Consider the following 19,836-nt stretch of genomic DNA (forward strand, 5'->3'; position numbering starts at 1 on the left):
CCTTCATGAGAGATATGAGCTGGCGGTCGTTTTTTCGCCCTTCCAATTAATTTTAAACACAAAAAACGGTTGACTGTGTACCTCCCATGAGGACCCAATCAACCGTTTGCGCCGAGTGACTAAGCATTCGCCGCCTTTTTCTTCTTGTGTTTCTTCTTTTTCTTTTCATCGCCAACATATTCCACGGCCGTTGACTTACGAATCGTGGTGACCTTGATCTTACCAGGATAAGTTAACTTGGCTTCAATCTGTTTAGCCACCTCTTGCGTTAAGTCAGCTGCGGCATGATCATCCAGCTCTTGTGGCTTGACAATAATCCGCAGCTCGCGACCAGCTTGGATGGCATAGCTCTCCGCCACCCCACTCTGATCGTTGGCAATCTGTTCCAGCGCCCGTAATCGGTTAATGTAATCTTCAACCGATTCACTCCGGGCACCCGGCCGCGCACCGGAGATTGCATCGGCTGCCGCCACTAAGTCTGATAATGGCGACGTCTTCTCGACATCCCCATGGTGCGCCGCGATCGCGTTAATCACGACGTCGTCCTCGCCATATTTCTGGGCAAATTCCGTCCCAATCTCCACGTGGGTGCCTTCAACTTCATGGTCAATAGCTTTCCCTAAATCATGGAGGAGCCCTGCGCGCCGGGCTAAGCGGGTATTGTACCCTAACCGTGCCGCCATGGCGCCGGTCAATTGGGCCACTTCAATTGAGTGGAGCAAGACGTTTTGACCATAACTGGTCCGGAATTTAAGCCGGCCAATCAATTTCATCAAATCGGGATGCATCCAGCCCACGTGGAGCAGGCTTACCGTCTGTTCCCCCGTCTCCCACAGACTATGGTTGACGTCACGCTGGGCATTCTCTACCTGCGTTTCAATCTGCGTCGCCGAGATTCGTCGACTCGCGACGAGGTTAGTCAACGCTACGCGCGCGACTTCCCGGCGAATAGGATCATGCGTACTAATAAATAACGTGGTGTTATCGTCAGGAACAAACAATAAATCCGTCCCGGTCAATGTCTCCAGCAAACGAATGTGTTGACCATCACGGCCAATAATCTTGCTACGGATCTCGCCATTAGGCACCGTCACCGTGTGTTCCAAGTGTTCCTTAGGCAAATCTTGTGGACCACTCTCGGTTGCGGAAAGCACCACATCCCTGGCCCAACGTTCGGCGCTAGCTTCCGCATTGTCATTCAATGACTTCACTTCTACATCGCGATCACGCTTCAATGCCAGCTCGGTGTCTTGAACCACGGTGTCCTGGGCAGCCTTGGCGTCCATCCCTGCCTGTTCGGCCAGCGTCTGTTCACGCACGTCGCGTAAGTCGCCCGCCTGATCATGCAAGAGGTGGATAGCTTGCCGTTGATCCCGATTGGCTTGCGTGCGTTCATCCAACATCGCCGTTTGATCATCTAAACGGACCGCCATTTGACCCAACAATTTTTCTCGCTGCTGTCGGCGCTGTTCTCTTACTTGAATATCATTCTGTTGTTCGGTCAGTTCGTCTTTGACGGACTGTTGATAAGCTAAAGTCGCTTGTCGACTCTTTTCGCGAAGCCGGTTCACCTTAGCTTTCGTCTGCTCGGTCGCCTGGGCAATAATTTCTCTAGCTTCGGCCTGCACCGCCAGTAACTCTGTCCGGTGTTGCCGCCGCCTGATGAGGTAGCCGAGCACCAGCCCGATCAACAACAGACCGATGATTAGTCCTGTTATTAACAATATGCTGTGCTCCTTAGTTTTCAGTCCCCCAATCGCTCAGGGGTGGGTTGGTCAGTTATCGTGTTAATTATACGCTATTTAGGCCCACAACCCAACCATTCACTTGCGGGGTTTTTCTACCGCAGCCGGCACAAACAACCAACCCAGCAACAGGAGCTTGAACCCGCTGGCCACCCACAGCACATCGACGGCCGCTAGTCTAGCTAGGCCGACCCCGATCGCACAGCCGGTCAGGAAGACCACCAGCACGCTCACCAAGCGGAGTACCCGTTGCGTGGCCTGCCGATCGTGATTGATCAACGCCTGATAACAGCTCGTCGCCAGCGTCTTGGTATTGCCCGTCATGATGCCATTGTTGATCGCCACACCCCCGACTTGCCGAAAAATTGTCAGCTCATAGCCCGCAACAATCCCCAGAAAGAAGATTAACCACGGATCCAACAATTTCCCCTGAACACTGGCCAGAATAGTGTAAGCCAAGACATCAAATAACATCAGCCACCGCATTTGTCGCTGGCGGTTTCCCCGGCCGATCCGTTCACTAAGACCTTGGGCCACAAAGCACCCTAAGAAATAACCGCCCCAAACAAACCCATTTGTCCAGGCAGATTGCCAGCCGGCCGTTACCAACTTGACCACCCCGACCACTAGATTACCAGTCTGGGCGCTCACGAAGACTTCCCCGTGCTCCAGAAAAGTATCGGCATCAATCGCCCCCATCAGTAGCGTTGCCCCCAGCGTAAGAATGGTATCCGTTAGGGGGCGAAATTGCCCTGTCGTCGCGGAAGTCACGCGCTGTCATCTCCTTCTAGTATGACTAATGAATATACTTTGCCAAGAACGCCTTGACCTTTTGCTCGTACAACGTTGGATTGTGGGATAACGCGGCGGCATGCTTGGCCCCCGGCACCACGACTAACTGCTTAGGGCCGTTGTCGGCGCGATAGACCTGATAGACCATCCGTGTGGGCACAAAGGTATCGGCGCCACCGTGAATGAACAGCATCGGTTTGTGATTTTTCTTCACGGCAGCCAACGCGTTAGCATCCTTGAAATAAAAACCAGCCTTAACTTTAGCGACTGCACTGGTCAGTGGGACCAATGGCCAGTATGGCAAATTGTACATCTGCTTAGCTTGATACGTGATTTCTGATTCAGCGTCGGTATAGCCACAATCTTCAATGTAGGCCTTTAGCTGACTCGGCGTCTTCAAGCCGCTGGTCATCATCGTCGTGGCACCCCCCATGGAGACCCCGAATAAGACCACCTGGGACTGCTTTCCTTGCTTGGCGATGACCTGATCGACCCATTTCAAATAGTCCTTACTCTCATAATGACCGTAGCTAATCACTTTCCCTTGGCTCTGGCCCTGACCACGCGTATCGGGAATCAGCGTGTTATAACCCAATTGGTGAAAAAGCGCCGCATATCCCCCCATGGCTTCCTTGTTGGAGCCAAAGCCATGGACTAAGACGACTGTTTTCGTCGTCTTTTTCGCTGCCGGAATGTAGTCGGCTACCAGCTTCAAGTTGGCCCCGGCCGCTTGTTCCGTCCACCGTTGCTTGGACACGTCACGATACCACTTCTTCTGAGCATAGAGTGGATCACTCTTTTTCAGCGTTGTGTCTACCGCGACAAATTCTTTCTTGCCACTCGCCACCGTCATATTGTAGAAGTACAGACTTGCCCCCAATAATCCGACCACAATGACTACAACCAGCACACCGAGGCTGATTAACCCCCATTTTTTACCTTTACTCACAATTGTTGCCTCCCAATTCTCATTACCGGCCACCTAACTGGCGCCGCAATTCTCTCTTTCGTTAGTATACGGAGTTCTTTTCGCCAGCGCAATCAATACGAAATTTGCTATAATGAGCACAAACTTGACTGAAACGCTCGTGCTCTATTTCTAAGGGACCCAGCGCTCATTCAGTCATCACCGATACTTTGCCTAGGAGGGCCTGCTTATGAAATATTCTTTAAATTGGGATCTCGACTCACTTTTTAGCGGTGGTATTCACTCCGAGCAGCTAAAAACGAAATTGGCGACGACTAAAACGGCCATTGCCGCGCTCGATGATCTGCTTGATCGTTGGGATGCCGCCAGTGATGCGCCACATTATCAGCAATTCATTAAGCTCATCAATCAACTGCAAGCCATTGAAGCCGGTATCGGTCAAGCGGGTCTGTTCATCTCGGCGGTCGGTTCCGCTGATTTTAACAATCCCGACGTTGCCCCGATGGAAGCTCAGCTCCGCGACTTAGCGACCCAATCGGACAATGTGAGCGGTAAGTTAAAAAAAGTCTTAGTGCAAGTCCCTGACGCCAACTTCACCGCCATGCTGGAACAGCCGGCACTCAAGCCATTAGCCTTCAACCTGCAGGAAATGCGCGATGAGGGTAAGTCACTGTTGGATGACAAGACGGAAGCGCTAATCAGCCGTCTCAATCTTGATGGCAAGGCCGCCTGGAGCTCCCACTATGATTCGCTGGTGGCCACCGTGACCGTGCCCTTTCACGACGCAGACGGCAACCCCATCACCCTATCCGCTGGGCAAGCTGACAATAACCTTTTGGGAAATGCCGATCCCCAGTATCGGGCCGAGCTGTTGCCCGCTTGGGAGCAGGCTTGGGCGGATAAGGAACAGCTCTTTGCGGACACCCTCAACCACTTAGCGGGCTTTCGGCTGACCGAGTACGCCGCTCATGGAACGACGGATTTCTTGCGGCAACCCCTCAAGGATAACCGGCTGAGTGCCGCCACGTTGGCGACCATCTGGCAAGTTGTGGACGACAATAAACAATTTTTACTCGACTATCTCGATCGTAAAGCAGCCCTGTTAGGCAAAAAGCACGCCGGTTGGCAAGACGTCGAAGCACCTCTGAACTTACCGGGGAGTCAACTCCACCATTTCACCTACGATGAGGCGGCGGCCTTCATCATCAAACATTACGGTGAGTTCTCACCCAAGATGGCTGCACTCGCTCAACACGCCTTCGACCATCACTGGATTGAAGCCGAGGATCGGGCAGGCAAGGCGCCCGGTGGCTGGATGGAAAATGCGCCGGAGACCCACGAGTCTCGAATCTTCATGACGTTTACCGGATCACCTAACGACGTTTCCACCTTGGCTCATGAACTGGGTCACGCCTTCCACTCCAGTGTGATGGCCGATCTCCCCTATTTACGGCAAGACTACGCCATGAATGTGGCCGAGACCGCCTCGACATTGGGTGAGCTCATCGTTGCCGACGCTAACGTCCGCGCGGCTAAGACCGATGCTGAAAAGATCACCTTACTCAACGCGAAGATGGATAACCCACTCGCCATGTTCCTCAATATCCGCGCCCGTTATCTCTTTGAAAGCCGCTTCTACCAATTACGGCAGAAGAAGTTAGTGACCCCAGCGGAGCTCAACGAACTCATGCTTAACGCGCAAAAGGAAGCCTTTGGCCACGACCTCTCGACTTACTCTCCCCACTTCTGGGCCAGCAAGCTTCACTTCTACATCGACGACCTGTCCTTCTACAACTTCCCTTACGTGTTCGGCTATCTCTTTAGTCTGGGAATCTACGCCAAAGCCCAACAGACGGGGAACTTTGAAGACCAATACATCGCCCTCTTACGGGACACGGCCAACATGTCCACGGAAGACCTGGCCCGCAAGCACCTGGGCGTTGACCTGACTAAACCCGACTTCTGGTTAGCTGGCGTTAAATTAATCAAACGCGATGTCGCTGAATTCATGCGGCTAACCGATTCACTGGTGAAATAGTCAACTTTCGGTTAAAAGCAACGCTAAGTGGTATACTAAGGGTAAAGACTATCGAAAGAAACGGGTGAGCTGCATGTTTTCTGAACGACTTCGGGCTTTACGGCGCGGTCAACATATCACATTGGAACAATTGGCAACGGCTTTGAATAAGCAACAGTCCGTGGGGCCAGACGATCATCCTAACACCGCCTCACAGATTGGCAATTGGGAACGGGGCATCCGGACCCCTTCATTTATTGAAGTACGCAAGCTAGCAGAATATTTCGACGTCACCATGGATTACCTGACGGGTAAGGCGGAACGCGATGAATATGATCTTGGTCGCCTGTTCCTATCTGGCAAGCAGCTAAGCTTTAACCGCGAACTATTGAGTGGTCAGGATCGCTACGAAATTTACCAATTGATTGACGGCTACCTCCACGGTCGTGAAAACCGGGCTACCCCGCAGAACACCAATCAACAGGAAGAATTGGATCTTCACTTAGACGATCACTAGTAACTTGAAGTCGGCCGGCTGTTGTCGGTCGACTTTTTACGCCCCACACATTTCAATCCAGAAAGGACCTTTCTCGTGAACCCTAAAAAACTTCGCAAACTTAAGAAAAAGATTCGCCATCAACCCCTGACACAGCGCAAGACTGCCTACATCGCACGCATGACGGACTACTACCATCAGTTTACCAACATCCCCGCTGCCAAGATTCTGATTAGCAACGTCCTCTTGGCCGATCGGATGCTGGCGGCCGGGGATCTTCCCCAACAGGTGCCCTTGCTCCAACTTCCCGATGATATTCAGGATCAGATCTTTAAGAAGATTGGCGAGCAGCATCCCGCGGGCGACGCCACTGGCGATAAGCTCTGGAATGAATTAACCGCCGCGCTGCCGGATTTGGACCACGATTTACGGTCATTCCGGGACTATCTTGAAACCCACTACGGCATGTGGGCCTACACCTCGGCGCCATTCGTTGCGGACCTCGCCAAGTTCGTGGGCGACCGGGCCGTTCTAGAAGTGATGGCTGGCAACGGCTACATTTCTAAGGGGTTACGGGACGCTCACAAGACGGTCTACACCACGGATAATCAGGCATGGACCAGTGAGAACGAAACTGGCCGTCATCCGCTCATGACGATTGAACCGCTATCGGCGGTCGCGGCCTGGCAGAAATATCAAGACGAGGTGGGCGTGGTCGTCATGTCCTGGTCGCCGGATGGCCTACCGCTAGACTGGGAGTTGCTCCAAGCCATTCGCGCCTCTCAGCGTGAGGTCGACTTCGTGGTGATTGGCGAACCCCATGGCGCTACCGGTTCAGCGGACTTCTGGGACCATGCCGAGTTGTTGGAGAATAAGGCCACCCGTGAGTTGAACCGTCACTTCACCCAAATCGACTTGGTTCAAGACCACGTCTACCTCGTGAAATAACTAGCTGAAAAGTTCTCTAAACCAGTCACCTGCGGCTGCCAGGGATTCCGCCTTTGATTACAAATTAACAAACTGGCCATTTGCGGTTTACCCATTATTAACTATTTGATATTATGTTTATGGTTAATCGGCCGAGGGAGGAACCGTTCATGGTTGCATTAGGGAATATTTTGTTTTATGGCTTGGGAACTTTGCTGATCATTGCCGTGGGTTACGCCGCGTTTGCAAGTTACCAAGCACATCGAGATGAATAACAAAAACAGGAATTTCAGGACCTTCTCGGGAAGAAGATCTTGAGATTCCTGTCTTTTTTATTGATACTCCGCCCAGACTAAGACCAGGCTCAAAATAAACATCAACCCAATGGCAATGGCGTGCCAGCGCTTATTCCCCACGAAAATGGCGATGTACTCCCGGATAATCGCGTTAGGTAGGAAGAATTTAGCCGTATGGGCGCCAATTCCGTTGGCTTTAACTCCGGCTTTTCTGGCAATCATCCCAGCGCGAAAAGTATGGTAGCCGTTGGTCACAAAGGTGATCTTGGGCTTCACGGTGCCTCGTGCGTCGATAATCTTTTGCGAGAAAACCATGTTCTCGTACGTCGTCGTTGACTGGTCTTCAGCGATCGCTTGCTCCGGTGGCAGGCCGTGATCCAGCGCGTATTGGCGCATGGCGACCCCCTCTGCCACCGTCTCATCACCACCCTGACCACCAGAAAAGATGATCACGGGGCCTTGGCCAATCTTACGCAGCTGCTTGCGATAAAATTTCAGCGCCCGATCAATCCGTCGCGCCAACAGCGGTGAGACTTCATCGCCATTTAACAGCCCCGCCCCCAACACAATCAGGTAGTCCTGCCGGTAACGCGGGTGGTTGAACTGATAAATCACCAGCATGGTTAGGTAGTTGTAGAACCAAAAAAGCACGTAGAAAACGACCATGCCGGGAAAAATATTTACAAACGTCGCCACCGGTAGCGGCAAATACAGTGAGGTCAACCGCATGATGAACGGCGCCAATAAAATGGCAATCCCCAGAAACAAGGTCAACATGTTGGCGATCGTATGACTCTCACGCCGCCACACAATCCAGGCATTCCACAACAGGAGAAAGGCTTGGAGCATGAACGCGAGCCCGATCAGTAAGATAATGCCAATAAAGATAATCAGGCTAAATCCAAAGAGCAACTCGTTGCCAAAACCAATAATTGAGATGGCCAGCATCACCATGGTGGAATAGAAAAATAGCGAAAACCAAATCCCATTGCTCAGCCGTCGTTTCTCAATGGCATAACTGGTAAAGAAGATTGCACCAAATAAGAGCGGTACCAGCCAGCCCCAATAAACGACTAGCGGGATATTAAATAATTCATCTTGCATGAAACTCCTCCAAAAACGTCATAATCTTAGGATAACACGACTTAGGCAAACAACCGATCACTATCTGCTGGCGTCAGGATCGCCATCACAACGAGCTCAATCAAAGTGAAGGCCAGGGATACTGGCGGCCAGTAAAAGATCAGCGCCACCACTACGGCCCAGATCAGCCAAAACCAGATGCTCGCGTGCATGCGATAGACTGACATCTTCCGAATTTTCTGCGCAATTTCGGGATGGTCTTCCCGGTTAGCCCGCATGATGGTATATGACAACGCCGCGTAAGCCAAGGCCCATAACGTAAAGATAATGAAGTAAAAGAGCTCTGGCTGCACGTCATTGATGAAACGCCCCGCCCAAGCCGTCGAGACCGGTAGCATGCTCATGGTCAGAATCCAGAAATTATTGACCCAGTAAATTCGCTTAGTCACCCGTTTAGTCAGACTAAACATGTAATGGTGATTGTACCAGGCCACCCCGATAAAGAGAAAACTAATCAGGTAAGCCACTAGATAGCTCCAATTCGCCATCAATGCGGTAAACGTCGGCTCTTCAGGCGTTTTAAACTCAAGAACCATGATCGTTAAGGCAATCGCAATCACGGCATCCGTGAAGGCTTCCACTCGTCCTTTGTTCATCGAAAATCCCCCTCAAAAACTTATCATGATCTTAGAATATCACAACTGTTCACAGGCGGTGTGAATAAGGACCTGCAGTATGTTTAGGAGATGATGGTTGGGCGCGATCATTTGAGCTAGTCTAAAAAATCAAAGATGAATTCAGTCAAGTGAAATTCTTGCAAAGTCATTTTCAATGGACATACTGGTATACATAAGAGGAGGGATCCCTATGACCATTAAAGCACGTAAAGTCGGTAATTCTACGGTATTGCCGGTTCCTAGTAGCATTAAAGTTTCTGCCGAATATGACGTTTATCAAGGCCGAGACGGCCAAATTATCTATACCCCTACGGCACCCAATCCATTTCTAGACGATAAGTTTGTGAAAACTCATGACTTCTCACAAACAGAAGCGCTTAATGACCGCCCCTTAGGCACAGAGGTCGCCGATGATGACTAATTATATCCCTGATACACAGGATATCGTCTGGCCTAATTTTAACCCTGCACGCGGACACAAAATTAAGTAGCGACGCCCCGCATTAGTATTAAGTCACCAAGGATATAGCCGTTTGACCAATTTAGTTGTCGTCTGTCCTATCACACACGCTATCAAAAGCTCGCTTCAATCAGTCTTATCCCATCGCCCTAGCCCTAGGCGTCGTGCCCTTCTGATAAGTCGTCACGACCTTCGTTAAATTCACATCTTCATACCGACGAACCGTGGTCTTCGAACGTACCGGTTTAACCGCCTGCGATTTAACGGGAGAAACATACTGCTTGTTGCCCGTGATATACTGGCCATCCGCCAAGCGGTAGCGGGTTGTGGCGCCATGCTTAACGACTTGTGTGACCGCCACCGCAGTCCCCTGCTTCACGTGCCGCACTTTTCCAGTCAACAAATCCGTCTCATAGACGTTAATTCCCTTAGGTGCGGTGACATACAGGCGGCGGTAATGATTATGCCAATAGAGCTGAACCGCGTAGTCATCATTAGCCGTGACGTATGTGCTGCTAAACTTGTACTGAGCTGCCTCACGACCAGAGAGCGTCTTGCCCACCGTGGTGAAAAGTGGATCACTAGGACGTGCTCGTTCAAATTGCGCCGTAACCGTGGCACTGGCGTCCAGCGAATAATCGTTAAGCCGATTCTTTGACCACAAAAAGTTCCACGCTACGCCGATGCCTAGCGTCACACCCAATATCAATAATCCCTTGTACAAGCTTATCATAATAGTTTTCTCCTTAATCTATCGCCCTTATTCATTAGTTTTTAGTGTGTAAAAACTATAACATTTATTTTATGTAAAAAGATACCACACTTTTATGAATGTGGTTAACTTATGTATTGAATAATGGTTTATATCAAGGAGTACGTCGGTTAAATAAATCGTTTTACTATTTGAATCAACTCAACTAACTGTCAGTTGATCGCTTACTACCATTCACTTTCTTAGACTCGCCATTTCGAAAGCACCGTAAGCTGACACAAAACGCAAAAAAAACGTCTGACTGACCCAAAGGCCAATCAGACGTTTTTACCACAGCATTCGCCGAAACGAATGGATTTATCTCGGAATCCACATTCCCTCAAAATCAGACACGTCACAATACGGTGACATATGTGCCCTGCTGACAAATTCACCTAGCCGCTTGCGCGGACGCTCCTTGCAAGCAAGGAACGCGTGATTTCTCGACTCATCGCATAGGAACAATACTACCACAGCCATTGCCCTAGCGCAAGGCTATTTTTTCTTAGTGTCAGCGGCTGGTTTCTTAACATCGGTTGCTTCCTTGTTGGTCTCAGCGGCTTGAAGCTTCTCAATCTGCAAGCCTAACCAATCATGCAAGCTCTGGTCAGCCGTGGCTGCCTGTTCCACGTAAGTCGTGGCCGGTGCCAACGCATCAATCCGCAGACCAGACACGTTGATATCTGGCGTCTCAATCACCGCGTAAACGTTCAGTTCACGTTCCTCATCGGTTTCCATGATCTTGCCAACCGTCTTCGTGTCCTGCAACGGCAGGTTGATGACACTTAACTCCAACCGCACGGAGGCTTCCGTGTCAGTGAGTTTCAATGAGGCTTGGGCCAAGTTATCTTCACCAATCTGATCACGCATGAAGGCCGCCAAGGGTGCCATGGTGCCATCTGGATCAGCAAAGAACTTGGCCTGCGTGGTTTCCGCCGTAAAATGTTCTATTTTATCATCCGCTACTGCATCAATAAGTGCCTGTACTTCTCGCTTCATTTACCCACCTCGTTTTAATGCCCGAATCTTTCCCGATCGCGCTTATCACGTTCATATTTGCGGAGCCGCAACGCGAGGACGAGCCAGTATGCATTGGCCACCATGACGCCAATACTGCCGACAGACATCAACAGCCGAACGACCAGCGCGGCCCGGTCATAGCTCCACATCGTGATCAGCACACTGATCAGCGACAGCGTGTACATCCCGATTACCAGTCCCATCAGATAAAATGACGGCCGCCAATCCAACGCAGCGAGCACAATGGTAATGGCATACAAGCCAACGGCTAAAGCCGAGGACCGCCAAAATTCACTCATGGACGTAGTCAAACCAACAAACGAGCGCGACATCAGAAAATTAATGACCAGGAAACCAAATAGCGAAATAATGGCCCAGGCAATCACGTTACGATCTTTCATTTAAAATTAAACTCCTCAATTTTTCCTAAGTAATTAAAAACGCGGTCTCAAATCGACCACGCTTTCGTCAATTTCATTTTCTATTCTAACGTATCTAGTCTATAAAATCAGCAAATCCCAGAATTCTTAGCCGAGATTTAATCGACTAGCAGGTTTAAAACATCCTGCGTATCAATCCCGTTGAAGTATAGCTGGGTGTTGACGCTATTCAATACAGCTCCGACGTGCTCCCGGTCATAACGCACGCCCTTCAACTTTTCTGCCAATTCGGTTGCGTCGCTAGGACCGAAGAAATCTCCATAGAATTTGATATTTTCGATCTTCCCGCCGTCAACCAACAAACGCGCATCAATGGTCCCCGCGGTAAAGTGTTGCCGCTTCTTGACCGTGAATTCAGGAGAGTTTCCGTAAACCCAGTCCCAGTTGGCGTAGTACTCATTGAAGATCTGGTCGATAGCCGCCTTTTCATCATCGGCAATCTTAACTTCCTTGTCCGCAATCGCATCCAAACTGTCCACGTGGAACAATTCCTTCAACAAGGTGTCTCTAAATTCCGGCACCGTTAAGTTTTGATATTCCGGTGCTAAGTAAGGTTTCAGGTTCGTGACCCGTGAACGAACGGACTTAATGCCCTTAGACTTCATCTTGTCTTCTGGAACGTTCAAGGCATGGGCAATCACGTCTTGATCCACGTCAAGCATCAACGTCCCGTGTGAGAACGTCTTGCCACTGTGAGAATACATCGCGTTACCGGAGAACTTCTTGCCGTCGACTAAGATGTCATTTCGGCCAGAAACTTCGACGGTTTTTGCCCCCATCGCGTGCAAAGCATCCACCACGGGCTGAACGAATGATTTGAAATCGCCAAACTCTTCGCTGTCGCTATCAACCACGAAGCTAAAGCAAAGGTTGCCGAGATCTTGATAGACCGCACCGCCACCCGATAACCGGCGGGTGACCGTAATGTCATTTTCTTCCACATATTTCTGGTCGATTTCTTCCAACGTATTCTGGTTACGACCAACGATAATGCAAGGTCCTTCATAGTAGAACAGAACCAATGGCTCATCGAATTGCTTGTTGTTCATTAAGTACTGTTCGGTTGCTAAGTTGTGACGAATATCATGTGACTTCATGGCATACCAATACATAGCTCAAAAACCCCTTTCGAATTAACCAATCGCCGGTTAACGACTCCGGCTAAGATAAATCATAGCACGCATTGGAACCGATTACAATTTAGCGTCCATATAATGGAAAAGTCCGTGTAAATTTCCCGTTTTTTCGCCCAAAATAAAAATTTAACAATAAAAAAGGTCCCCGCACTCGGCGAGAACCCAGCCCCCGTCAAAGTTCACCTCTGGCGGTCACGACTGTTATTAATGGTGGCCTTAGTCACCATTCGATTTTATACCCTTATTATAACGCCGCTAACTAAAGTTTAGTAGCATTTTGCTCACTAAGTTAATCATTAAGTAGCCGACGGAAATAACCGTGCGCATGCAGGTCCTGCTTCAAGTCCGTCATCGTAAATTGATGATAGAACTTCCGGTAGTCTTCATCCGCTAACGTAAATAAATCCGTCAAGGTTTGTGAAATGTTAGCGGAGATATCCGTCGCATCCGTATTCTTCGTTCCCTTAGAGTCACCGGTGATGAAGCGCGCATAGCTAATGGTCGGCGGAATCGTCAGGTCATAAAGTTCGCCCACGTTGATTTCGTCCAGGCTCCGAATCAACTGATACCCCCCATTTTTCCCAACGGATCCCTCAATATAACCTTGTTTGTGCAACACTGAGAGAATGTTGCGGATCATCACCGCATTCAATTGTAGTGACGTCGCCAATTCGCGACTTGCAATCTTCCGGGGACGATTCTCGTCCAGGTACAGCAAGCTGTGAACAGCAACGGAAAAGTCTAATCTCATCGTCTAGCCATCGCTTTCAAAAAGTCTGTAATCAATACTGGTATCATACCACAAATTCGCACAAAACAGGCGATTCTAATGGAATACCTTAGATTCTTCTCATTCAGAATATACATGCATAACTTTCCAGATTTTCGTATACATTAGCACCATTAACTATTGGTTTAGCAAGCAAATTGACCAACTTAATGCTTTCAAGTTAAAAATTTTATCATTTTATTCAATTTCTGCGAAGATTGATGTATCAAAGTTTATGAGGATTTTATGAAGAACTTATGACTAATTTTGAGAAATCAGGGGTTGTAAATGAGAATTTGATTAACTATAATCAAAAACAATTATTATCCGCAAGCAAATTGAATACGTACATACGTTTATTCATCAGCTTTAGCGCCAAATGAGAAGTAGATTAGAACATTGGGAGGGATTTCCGTGGAAACCGCATCAAACTTTCTAAATATCAAGGACGTCAGCACGGCTTTTAAGATTGACGGCCAGTATTATGACGCCATCTCCCACATTAACCTCCAGGTCCAACACGACGAAATTCTCGCCATCGTTGGTGAATCAGGTTGTGGTAAAAGTACGCTGGCCACTACCATTATGGGTTTACATGATCCGGCAGAGACCAAGATTTCTGGCGAAGTTGATTTTGAAGGGACCGACCTTCTGAAGTTAGACGAATCGGGATACAATCAATTCCGCGGCGCCAAGATCGGCATGATCTTCCAAGATCCGCTGTCGGCGCTCAACCCCTTGAAACGCATCGAGGATCAGATCAGCGAAGTGATGGATTATCACACTGATTTGTCCGCGGAAGATAAACATAAACGCGTCATCGAATTACTTAATCAGGTAGGGATCGTTAATCCCCAACGGACCGCCAAGCAATTTCCACATGAATTATCCGGTGGGATGCGTCAACGGGTCATTATCGCGATTGCCATTGCCTGCAAGCCAGACCTTATCATTGCGGATGAACCGACCACGGCCCTTGATGTGACCATTCAAGCACAGATCCTAGATGTGCTGCGCGACATCCAAAAAGAAAACCACGCCGGTATCATTCTGATCACGCATGACCTGGGCGTCGTTGCTGAGACTGCCGATGAGGTCGCCGTCATGTACGCCGGGCAAATCGTAGAACAGGGTTCCGTCGAACAGGTCTTCAACACGCCTGAACATCCCTACACCCGGTCGCTACTGCGTTCCATGCCCCAGCGGGATAACGAAAATGATGATCTTTACGTCATTCAAGGTAACGTGCCTTCCTTACAAAAGATGCCCGCTACCGGCGATCGTTTTGCACCTAGAATCCCCTGGGTGCCCGCCGAAGAACACGAGGAACACCCCACGATGCATGAAGTGGCACCGGGACACGAGGTCCGCTGCACTTGTTACAAACATTTCCAATTTCCAGATGAACAAGGGAGCGTGACGGCATGAGCTTAATTGAAATCAAGGATCTAAAGGTCCACTATCCCATCCGCTCCGGCTTCTGGAATCGGGTAACTGACTCCGTTCGGGCCGTGGATGGTGTGAGCTTCAACATTGAAGCCGGCGAAACTTATGGCCTAGTCGGTGAATCCGGTTCTGGCAAATCCACGACCGGTAAATCCGTAGTTGGCTTGGAAAAGGTCACCAGTGGTTCCATTATGTACAAAGGTCTCGACATTACCAAAGCGGAGAATCGTCGCAAGTTGGACTACAACCACGACGTTCAGATGATCTTTCAGGATTCCTTGTCCAGCCTGAATCCTCGGAAACGGATTGAAGACATCATCGCTGAACCACTACGCAACTTCGAGCATCTAAACAAAGACGATGAAAAGCTCCGTGTGCTGCAGCTATTAAACATTGTGGGGTTAGATGCCGATGCCCTATACAAATACCCACACCAATTCTCCGGTGGTCAACGGCAACGAATCGGCGTTGCCCGGGCCGTTGCCACTAATCCCAAGCTGATCATCGCCGACGAACCGGTCTCTGCGTTGGACCTTTCCGTTCAAGCGCAGGTGTTGAACTTCATGAAGAAAATTCAGCGTGAATTCGGGATTTCTTACTTATTCATCTCCCACGACTTGGGGGTTGTTCGGCACATGTGCAATAACATTGCCATTATGAACCGCGGTCGGTTGGTCGAGATTGGGACGCGCGATGACATTTACAATCATCCCCTGCACATCTACACCAAACGATTATTAGCTGCCATTCCCGAGACGGACGTCAACGCGCGTGAAGCTCATCGGGCCTCACGTCTGGCCGTTGAAGCCGTTTATCGTGAGCAACAAAGTAAGTACTACGACGAGCACGGCGAGGCCTATCCTCTGGTTCAGGTCACCCCTACTCACGCGGTTGCCTTACCACAAAATGTTGCGCAACAACTCGCTCGTCAGGAAGGAGAGGTGCAGGCCTAATGTGGAAAACGATTTTACGCCGTTTCTTAATCATGATTCCCGAGGTTATTATTCTTAGTATCCTGGTCTTCCTCCTGGCAAAAGCGATGCCTGGTGATCCCTTTACCGGCTCCATCAACCCTAAGGCGGACCCCGCTCAAATCCATCATTTAATGAAGATCAACGGTCTGTACGACCCCTGGTACCAACAGTACTGGAACTGGGTCGTTCACCTGTTCCACGGCAATCTGGGGAACAGTTATCAATACCAAGAACCCGTCACCCGCTTAATCGGTAGCCGGGCAGCCAACACGTTATGGTTAGCACTATTCACCATGATCTTGACCTACGTCTTCGCCTTACCAATGGGCGTTTACGCTGGCCGCCATGAAGGCAAGCTCCCCGATACGGTCATCCGGGTCTACACCTACGTGACCTACTGCATCCCCTTCTTCGTGATCTTAGTCATCGGGATCTGGATCTTCGGTTATGTTCTGGGGTGGTTCCCAACTACCGGATCAATTTCGTCGGATGCCACCGGCTGGCTACACACCCTCGGGTCGCGATTCTACCATATCCTATTGCCGGGCCTGCTCGGGGCGTTATTCGGTACCGTCAACATCGTTCAATACTTGCGGTCCGAAGTGATCGACTCCAAGCATTCCGATTACGTCAGAACTGCGCGGTCTAAAGGGGTGCCTAGTAAGGACATCTACCGGCATCACATCTTCCGGAACTCCTTACTCCCCATCGCTGCTTTCGCCGGTTATTCCATCACGGGCCTGTTGAACGGGTCAATCTTTACTGAAACGGTCTTCTCTTATCCCGGGATGGGTTTACTCTTCGTGAACTCCATCAGTTATCGAGACTACACCGTCATCACCGCTTTAGTCTTGATTTATGGGATCTTAAACTTAATCGGAACATTATTATCAGATATTATTCTCAGCATTGTCGATCCCCGTATTCGGATCCAGTAAAGGAGGCTAAACAGAAATGGCAGAAAACTTCGAGCGACATTCCGATATTTCCGCGGCTGATTTAGCCCGGCTGACCCAGGAAGCACAGGCAGAAGCCACGCCTTCCACGGCTAAGATTATCTGGAGTGAATTTAAGGCGGACAAACCCGCCATGGCAGCACTCATTATCATTGTGGGCTTCATTCTCTTCGTCATGATCGGTGCCCTATTCATTAACACGCCTAAGATGATGGAAACTAACATCATGGGGTACTTCAATCAACCGTTTACCGCAGATTACTGGCTGGGTGCTGACTCTGCCGGCCGTTCCGTGGCTAAACAGCTGATTGTCGGTTCACGGAACTCCATTGGTATTGCCATTGGGTTGACGGTCATTTCATCAACTTTCGGGATTTGTTGGGGGTTGATTTCTGGCTACTTCAACGGTTACATCGACTGGGGCATGCAACGGATCTACGACTTCATGATGATGTTACCCATGACCATGATGATCATTGTGCTGGTCACCATCATCCCGCATTACAACTCCGTCACCTTGACGTTCATCTTCTCCATCTTTTACTGGGAAGGAACGTCGCGGTTAATCCGGTCACGAACACTCGCCGAATCGGAGAAGGATTACGTTGCGGCTTCTAAAGCCTCTGGCACTAGCCATTGGAAGATTATCTTTAGAGAAATCATGCCCAACATTTCATCGTTAATCATTGTCGACTGTACCCTGTCCTTCGCCGAAAACATTGGGGTTGAAACGGGGCTATCCTACCTGGGGTTCGGCTTACCCAGCCAGACGCCCTCTCTAGGGACCATGATCGCCAACGCCAATGATCCTAACAACATCACCCAGTATTGGTGGACGTGGTTACCAGCCGCATTAGAAATCATTATTCTTTGTCTCTCAATCAGCTACGTCGGACAAGTCCTTCGTCGCGCTGCGGATGCGTCGCAACGACAAGGCGCCCTCGATTAGCGTTTACCATTCATTTAAGGAGATGGTGGCCACTCAAAGTCGTACCCATTTAGTCTCGTTCAACCCAGCGTCATGACGAGTAATCCTGAGGAGAATTACCCGCCCGTCTTATAGAGGATTTTAAAATCAAGGGGGAAACATAGTATGGATAAGAAAAAGCTCGCCTTGTCCGCCATGGCGGTTCTCGCAACCGTCAGTCTCGCGGCTTGTTCCAGCAAAAGTTCATCCAGCTCCAAGAGCGGAACCAGTGGTGCTTCCGTTCAATTAAAAGCGGCTTATCACAACACGAAGTCTACCGATAAGACCGCAACGAAGAACAGTACATTAAAGCTTGCTGAACCAAACGACTCGCCGTTCCAAGGGATTGCTGATCCAGTTCTCTCAACAAACGCTGAAGATACTGATGTCTTCTCACCAGGCGCTGACCAACCGGGTAACACTAACGGTTTGTTCCACACCGACAAGAACTTCAAGATCATCAAGGGTGGTTTAGCTAACCAAACGATCAACCGGAAGGCTAAGACCGTGACGATCACCTTACGGAAGAATGCCAAGTGGTCCAACGGTGATCCCGTTACCGCTAAGGATATCGAATACCCTTACGAAGTAATTGCCAACAAGAAGACGACTTCGCAACAATACTCCGCTGACTTTAATAATATCAAAGGGATGGCTGCCTACCACACAGGAAGCGCTAAGACAATCTCCGGAATCACCTTCCCCGACGGACAAAAGGGCCGGACTGCCGTGATTCACTTGAGCAAGGCCACCCCCGCCATGCAGTACCTGGGGAACTCCTTCATCTGGGGATCCGTTGAACCTTACGAGTACATCAAGAACGTGCCTATCGCTAAGTTGGCTTCATCCAAGCAAGTACGGAAGAATCCGCTCTTCACCGGTCCTTACAAGCTGGATAAGATTGTCGAAGGTGAGTCCACAACTTGGTCTCCTAATAAGTACTACTATGGCAAGACACCTCAGATCAAGCACATCACGATCAACGTGGTTTCCTCCAACAACATCGACAAGGCTATCCAGTCTAACAAGTACGACTTCACTATTCCAAACAGTGTGCTGCACGGGACTGATTACAAACAGTTGAAGAACGTTAAGAACTATCAGATCGTCGGTCAACCCGCTCTGGCTTATGACTACTTTGGCTTTAATGTTGGGCACTACGACACCAAGACACAAAAGAACGTCATGGATAAGAACAGTAAGATGGCCAACAAGAGCTTACGTCAAGCTATGATGTATGCTTTGAACTTGGATGCTGTCAGCAAGAAGTTCGGTAATGGTGTCACTTGGCGAGCCAACACTTTGATTCCACCAATCTTTAGCAAGTACTGGGATTCATCCGCCAAGGGCTACCCACTGAACATCAAGAAGGCCAACAAGTTACTGACTGACGCTGGCTACAAGAAGCGTGACGGTAGTAAGTGGCGTTCTGATCCTAATGGCAAGAAGTTAACCATCTACTTCGGTGCCATGACTGGGACTTCCGCACAAGCTGCCGAATACCAAGACTACCTGCAACAATGGCACAAGGTTGGCTTGAACGTGAAGTTGGCTACGGGGAAGACCATGGAAATGAACAGTTTCTACTCCACCCTGCAAGCGCCTAAGCAAAGCAAGATCGATGTTTATGCCGCTGCCTGGGGGCTGTCATCAGAACCTACGCCTACACAAATCTATGGTGAAGATGCTACCTACAACATGGGTCACTTCGTCTCCAAGAAGAATACCGAATTGATGAACAACATGAACAACAACAAGGCCTGGAACGAAAAGTACCGGATCAAGGCCTTCAAGGAATGGCAAGATTACATGAACGACCAAGCGGCCGTTGCTCCAGATACATTCAGCTACAACTGGGGTCCCGTTAACAAGCGGGTTAAGGGCTTCGATATGAGCTCTGCCAACTGGGACTTCTGGACGAACCTGACGTTAACTTCTTCTAGTATGAAGTAAGCT

At 49.5% G+C, this 19,836-nt stretch carries 19 protein-coding genes and 1 pseudogene; 10 read left to right on the forward strand and 10 right to left on the reverse strand.

Annotation, left to right across the window (positions count from 1 at the left end):
• Nucleotides 1–119: 119 nt before the first annotated feature.
• The 3 genes from rny to HF569_RS06745 all read right to left on the reverse strand — a co-directional run bounded on the left by rny (nt 120) and on the right by HF569_RS06745 (nt 3,486).
• The gene (rny, locus tag HF569_RS06735; RefSeq protein ID WP_168901823.1) at nt 120–1,724 is read right to left on the reverse strand and encodes a ribonuclease Y; all 1,605 of its coding nucleotides are present in this window, start codon (nt 1,722–1,724) and stop codon (nt 120–122) included.
• Between the two features lie 99 nt (nt 1,725–1,823).
• Nucleotides 1,824–2,516 carry a YoaK family protein gene (locus HF569_RS06740; protein ID WP_332870966.1) on the reverse strand — a complete coding sequence of 231 codons (693 nt, stop codon included), beginning with the start codon at nt 2,514–2,516 and terminating at the stop codon, nt 1,824–1,826.
• A 25-nt stretch (nt 2,517–2,541) separates the two neighbouring features.
• Entirely contained in the window at nt 2,542–3,486 is a 945-nt protein-coding gene (locus HF569_RS06745) for an alpha/beta hydrolase (RefSeq protein WP_168901824.1), read from the reverse strand.
• A 208-nt stretch (nt 3,487–3,694) separates the two neighbouring features.
• Between HF569_RS06745 and HF569_RS06750 the strand changes: the two genes are divergently transcribed.
• From HF569_RS06750 to HF569_RS06760, 3 genes are all read left to right on the forward strand, one after another.
• Nucleotides 3,695–5,503 carry a M3 family oligoendopeptidase gene (locus HF569_RS06750; protein WP_168901825.1) on the forward strand — a complete coding sequence of 603 codons (1,809 nt, stop codon included), beginning with the start codon at nt 3,695–3,697 and terminating at the stop codon, nt 5,501–5,503.
• Between the two features lie 73 nt (nt 5,504–5,576).
• Entirely contained in the window at nt 5,577–5,999 is a 423-nt protein-coding gene (locus HF569_RS06755; protein WP_168901826.1) for a helix-turn-helix domain-containing protein, read from the forward strand.
• A 75-nt stretch (nt 6,000–6,074) separates the two neighbouring features.
• Nucleotides 6,075–6,926, forward strand: coding sequence for an SAM-dependent methyltransferase (locus HF569_RS06760; RefSeq protein WP_168901827.1), 852 nt, complete (start codon nt 6,075–6,077; stop codon nt 6,924–6,926).
• Nucleotides 6,927–7,237: 311 nt separating this feature from the next.
• Here the strand turns inward: HF569_RS06760 and HF569_RS06765 are convergent, their stop codons facing one another.
• Nucleotides 7,238–8,305, reverse strand: coding sequence for a YdcF family protein (locus HF569_RS06765; protein WP_168901828.1), 1,068 nt, complete (start codon nt 8,303–8,305; stop codon nt 7,238–7,240).
• 41 nt (nt 8,306–8,346) lie between these two features.
• Nucleotides 8,347–8,940, reverse strand: a complete 594-nt coding sequence (locus tag HF569_RS06770; RefSeq protein WP_168901829.1) for a TMEM175 family protein — start codon at nt 8,938–8,940, stop codon at nt 8,347–8,349.
• 211 nt (nt 8,941–9,151) lie between these two features.
• Between HF569_RS06770 and HF569_RS06775 the strand changes: the two genes are divergently transcribed.
• Both HF569_RS06775 and HF569_RS12515 read left to right on the forward strand, forming a co-directional pair.
• Complete coding sequence (locus HF569_RS06775) at nt 9,152–9,382, forward strand: antitoxin of toxin-antitoxin stability system (protein WP_168901830.1); 231 nt, start codon at nt 9,152–9,154, stop codon at nt 9,380–9,382.
• A gap of 82 nt (nt 9,383–9,464) precedes the next feature.
• Nucleotides 9,465–9,620: pseudogene (locus tag HF569_RS12515) on the forward strand (hypothetical protein); the annotation flags it as partial.
• Here the strand turns inward: HF569_RS12515 and HF569_RS06785 are convergent.
• The 5 genes from HF569_RS06785 to HF569_RS06805 form a co-directional block, all read right to left on the reverse strand.
• Nucleotides 9,558–10,154: a DUF5776 domain-containing protein gene (locus tag HF569_RS06785; protein WP_168901831.1), complete on the reverse strand. Its 597-nt coding sequence runs from the start codon at nt 10,152–10,154 to the stop codon at nt 9,558–9,560. The pseudogene HF569_RS12515 and the gene HF569_RS06785 overlap by 63 nt on opposite strands.
• 513 nt (nt 10,155–10,667) lie before the next feature.
• On the reverse strand, nt 10,668–11,171 hold the full coding sequence (locus HF569_RS06790) for a hypothetical protein (RefSeq protein ID WP_168901832.1): 504 nt from the start codon (nt 11,169–11,171) through the stop codon (nt 10,668–10,670).
• Nucleotides 11,172–11,185: 14 nt separating this feature from the next.
• On the reverse strand, nt 11,186–11,593 hold the full coding sequence (locus HF569_RS06795; protein ID WP_168901833.1) for a hypothetical protein: 408 nt from the start codon (nt 11,591–11,593) through the stop codon (nt 11,186–11,188).
• Between the two features lie 137 nt (nt 11,594–11,730).
• The gene (locus HF569_RS06800; protein WP_168901834.1) at nt 11,731–12,744 is read right to left on the reverse strand and encodes a lipoate--protein ligase; all 1,014 of its coding nucleotides are present in this window, start codon (nt 12,742–12,744) and stop codon (nt 11,731–11,733) included.
• Between the two features lie 313 nt (nt 12,745–13,057).
• Entirely contained in the window at nt 13,058–13,519 is a 462-nt protein-coding gene (locus HF569_RS06805) for an RrF2 family transcriptional regulator (RefSeq protein ID WP_168848875.1), read from the reverse strand.
• 432 nt (nt 13,520–13,951) lie between these two features.
• On the opposite strand from HF569_RS06805, the gene HF569_RS06810 reads away from it, so the two are divergent.
• From HF569_RS06810 to HF569_RS06830, 5 genes are all read left to right on the forward strand, one after another.
• Nucleotides 13,952–14,965: an ABC transporter ATP-binding protein gene (locus tag HF569_RS06810; protein WP_332870967.1), complete on the forward strand. Its 1,014-nt coding sequence runs from the start codon at nt 13,952–13,954 to the stop codon at nt 14,963–14,965.
• Nucleotides 14,962–15,936, forward strand: a complete 975-nt coding sequence (locus HF569_RS06815) for an ATP-binding cassette domain-containing protein (protein WP_168848874.1) — start codon at nt 14,962–14,964, stop codon at nt 15,934–15,936. Before HF569_RS06810 ends, HF569_RS06815 begins: the two co-directional genes overlap by 4 nt.
• Nucleotides 15,936–16,895 carry an ABC transporter permease gene (locus tag HF569_RS06820; protein ID WP_168901835.1) on the forward strand — a complete coding sequence of 320 codons (960 nt, stop codon included), beginning with the start codon at nt 15,936–15,938 and terminating at the stop codon, nt 16,893–16,895. The genes HF569_RS06815 and HF569_RS06820 overlap by 1 nt, the downstream gene beginning before the upstream one ends.
• Before the next feature lie 16 nt (nt 16,896–16,911).
• The gene (locus HF569_RS06825) at nt 16,912–17,862 is read left to right on the forward strand and encodes an ABC transporter permease (RefSeq protein WP_168901836.1); all 951 of its coding nucleotides are present in this window, start codon (nt 16,912–16,914) and stop codon (nt 17,860–17,862) included.
• A 144-nt stretch (nt 17,863–18,006) separates the two neighbouring features.
• On the forward strand, nt 18,007–19,833 hold the full coding sequence (locus HF569_RS06830) for an oligopeptide ABC transporter substrate-binding protein (RefSeq protein ID WP_168901837.1): 1,827 nt from the start codon (nt 18,007–18,009) through the stop codon (nt 19,831–19,833).
• Nucleotides 19,834–19,836: the final 3 nt, after the last annotated feature.

It is taken from the genome of Levilactobacillus tujiorum, assembly GCF_012641185.1.
Lineage (GTDB): Bacteria > Bacillota > Bacilli > Lactobacillales > Lactobacillaceae > Levilactobacillus > Levilactobacillus tujiorum.

Bases quoted from the DNA above. Each gene is read 5' to 3' on its own strand.
- HF569_RS06790 (WP_168901832.1), bottom strand. From the start codon at position 11,171: ATGAAGCGAGAAGTACAGGCACTTATTGATGCAGTAGCGGATGATAAA.
- HF569_RS06765 (WP_168901828.1), bottom strand. From the start codon at position 8,305: ATGCAAGATGAATTATTTAATATCCCGCTAGTCGTTTATTGGGGCTGG.
- HF569_RS06825 (WP_168901836.1), top strand. From the start codon at position 16,912: ATGGCAGAAAACTTCGAGCGACATTCCGATATTTCCGCGGCTGATTTA.
- HF569_RS06795 (WP_168901833.1), bottom strand. From the start codon at position 11,593: ATGAAAGATCGTAACGTGATTGCCTGGGCCATTATTTCGCTATTTGGT.
- HF569_RS06815 (WP_168848874.1), top strand. From the start codon at position 14,962: ATGAGCTTAATTGAAATCAAGGATCTAAAGGTCCACTATCCCATCCGC.
- HF569_RS06820 (WP_168901835.1), top strand. From the start codon at position 15,936: ATGTGGAAAACGATTTTACGCCGTTTCTTAATCATGATTCCCGAGGTT.
- HF569_RS06755 (WP_168901826.1), top strand. From the start codon at position 5,577: ATGTTTTCTGAACGACTTCGGGCTTTACGGCGCGGTCAACATATCACA.
- HF569_RS06785 (WP_168901831.1), bottom strand. From the start codon at position 10,154: ATGATAAGCTTGTACAAGGGATTATTGATATTGGGTGTGACGCTAGGC.
- HF569_RS06775 (WP_168901830.1), top strand. From the start codon at position 9,152: ATGACCATTAAAGCACGTAAAGTCGGTAATTCTACGGTATTGCCGGTT.
- HF569_RS06805 (WP_168848875.1), bottom strand. From the start codon at position 13,519: ATGAGATTAGACTTTTCCGTTGCTGTTCACAGCTTGCTGTACCTGGAC.
- HF569_RS06750 (WP_168901825.1), top strand. From the start codon at position 3,695: ATGAAATATTCTTTAAATTGGGATCTCGACTCACTTTTTAGCGGTGGT.
- HF569_RS06830 (WP_168901837.1), top strand. From the start codon at position 18,007: ATGGATAAGAAAAAGCTCGCCTTGTCCGCCATGGCGGTTCTCGCAACC.
- HF569_RS06770 (WP_168901829.1), bottom strand. From the start codon at position 8,940: ATGAACAAAGGACGAGTGGAAGCCTTCACGGATGCCGTGATTGCGATT.
- HF569_RS06800 (WP_168901834.1), bottom strand. From the start codon at position 12,744: ATGTATTGGTATGCCATGAAGTCACATGATATTCGTCACAACTTAGCA.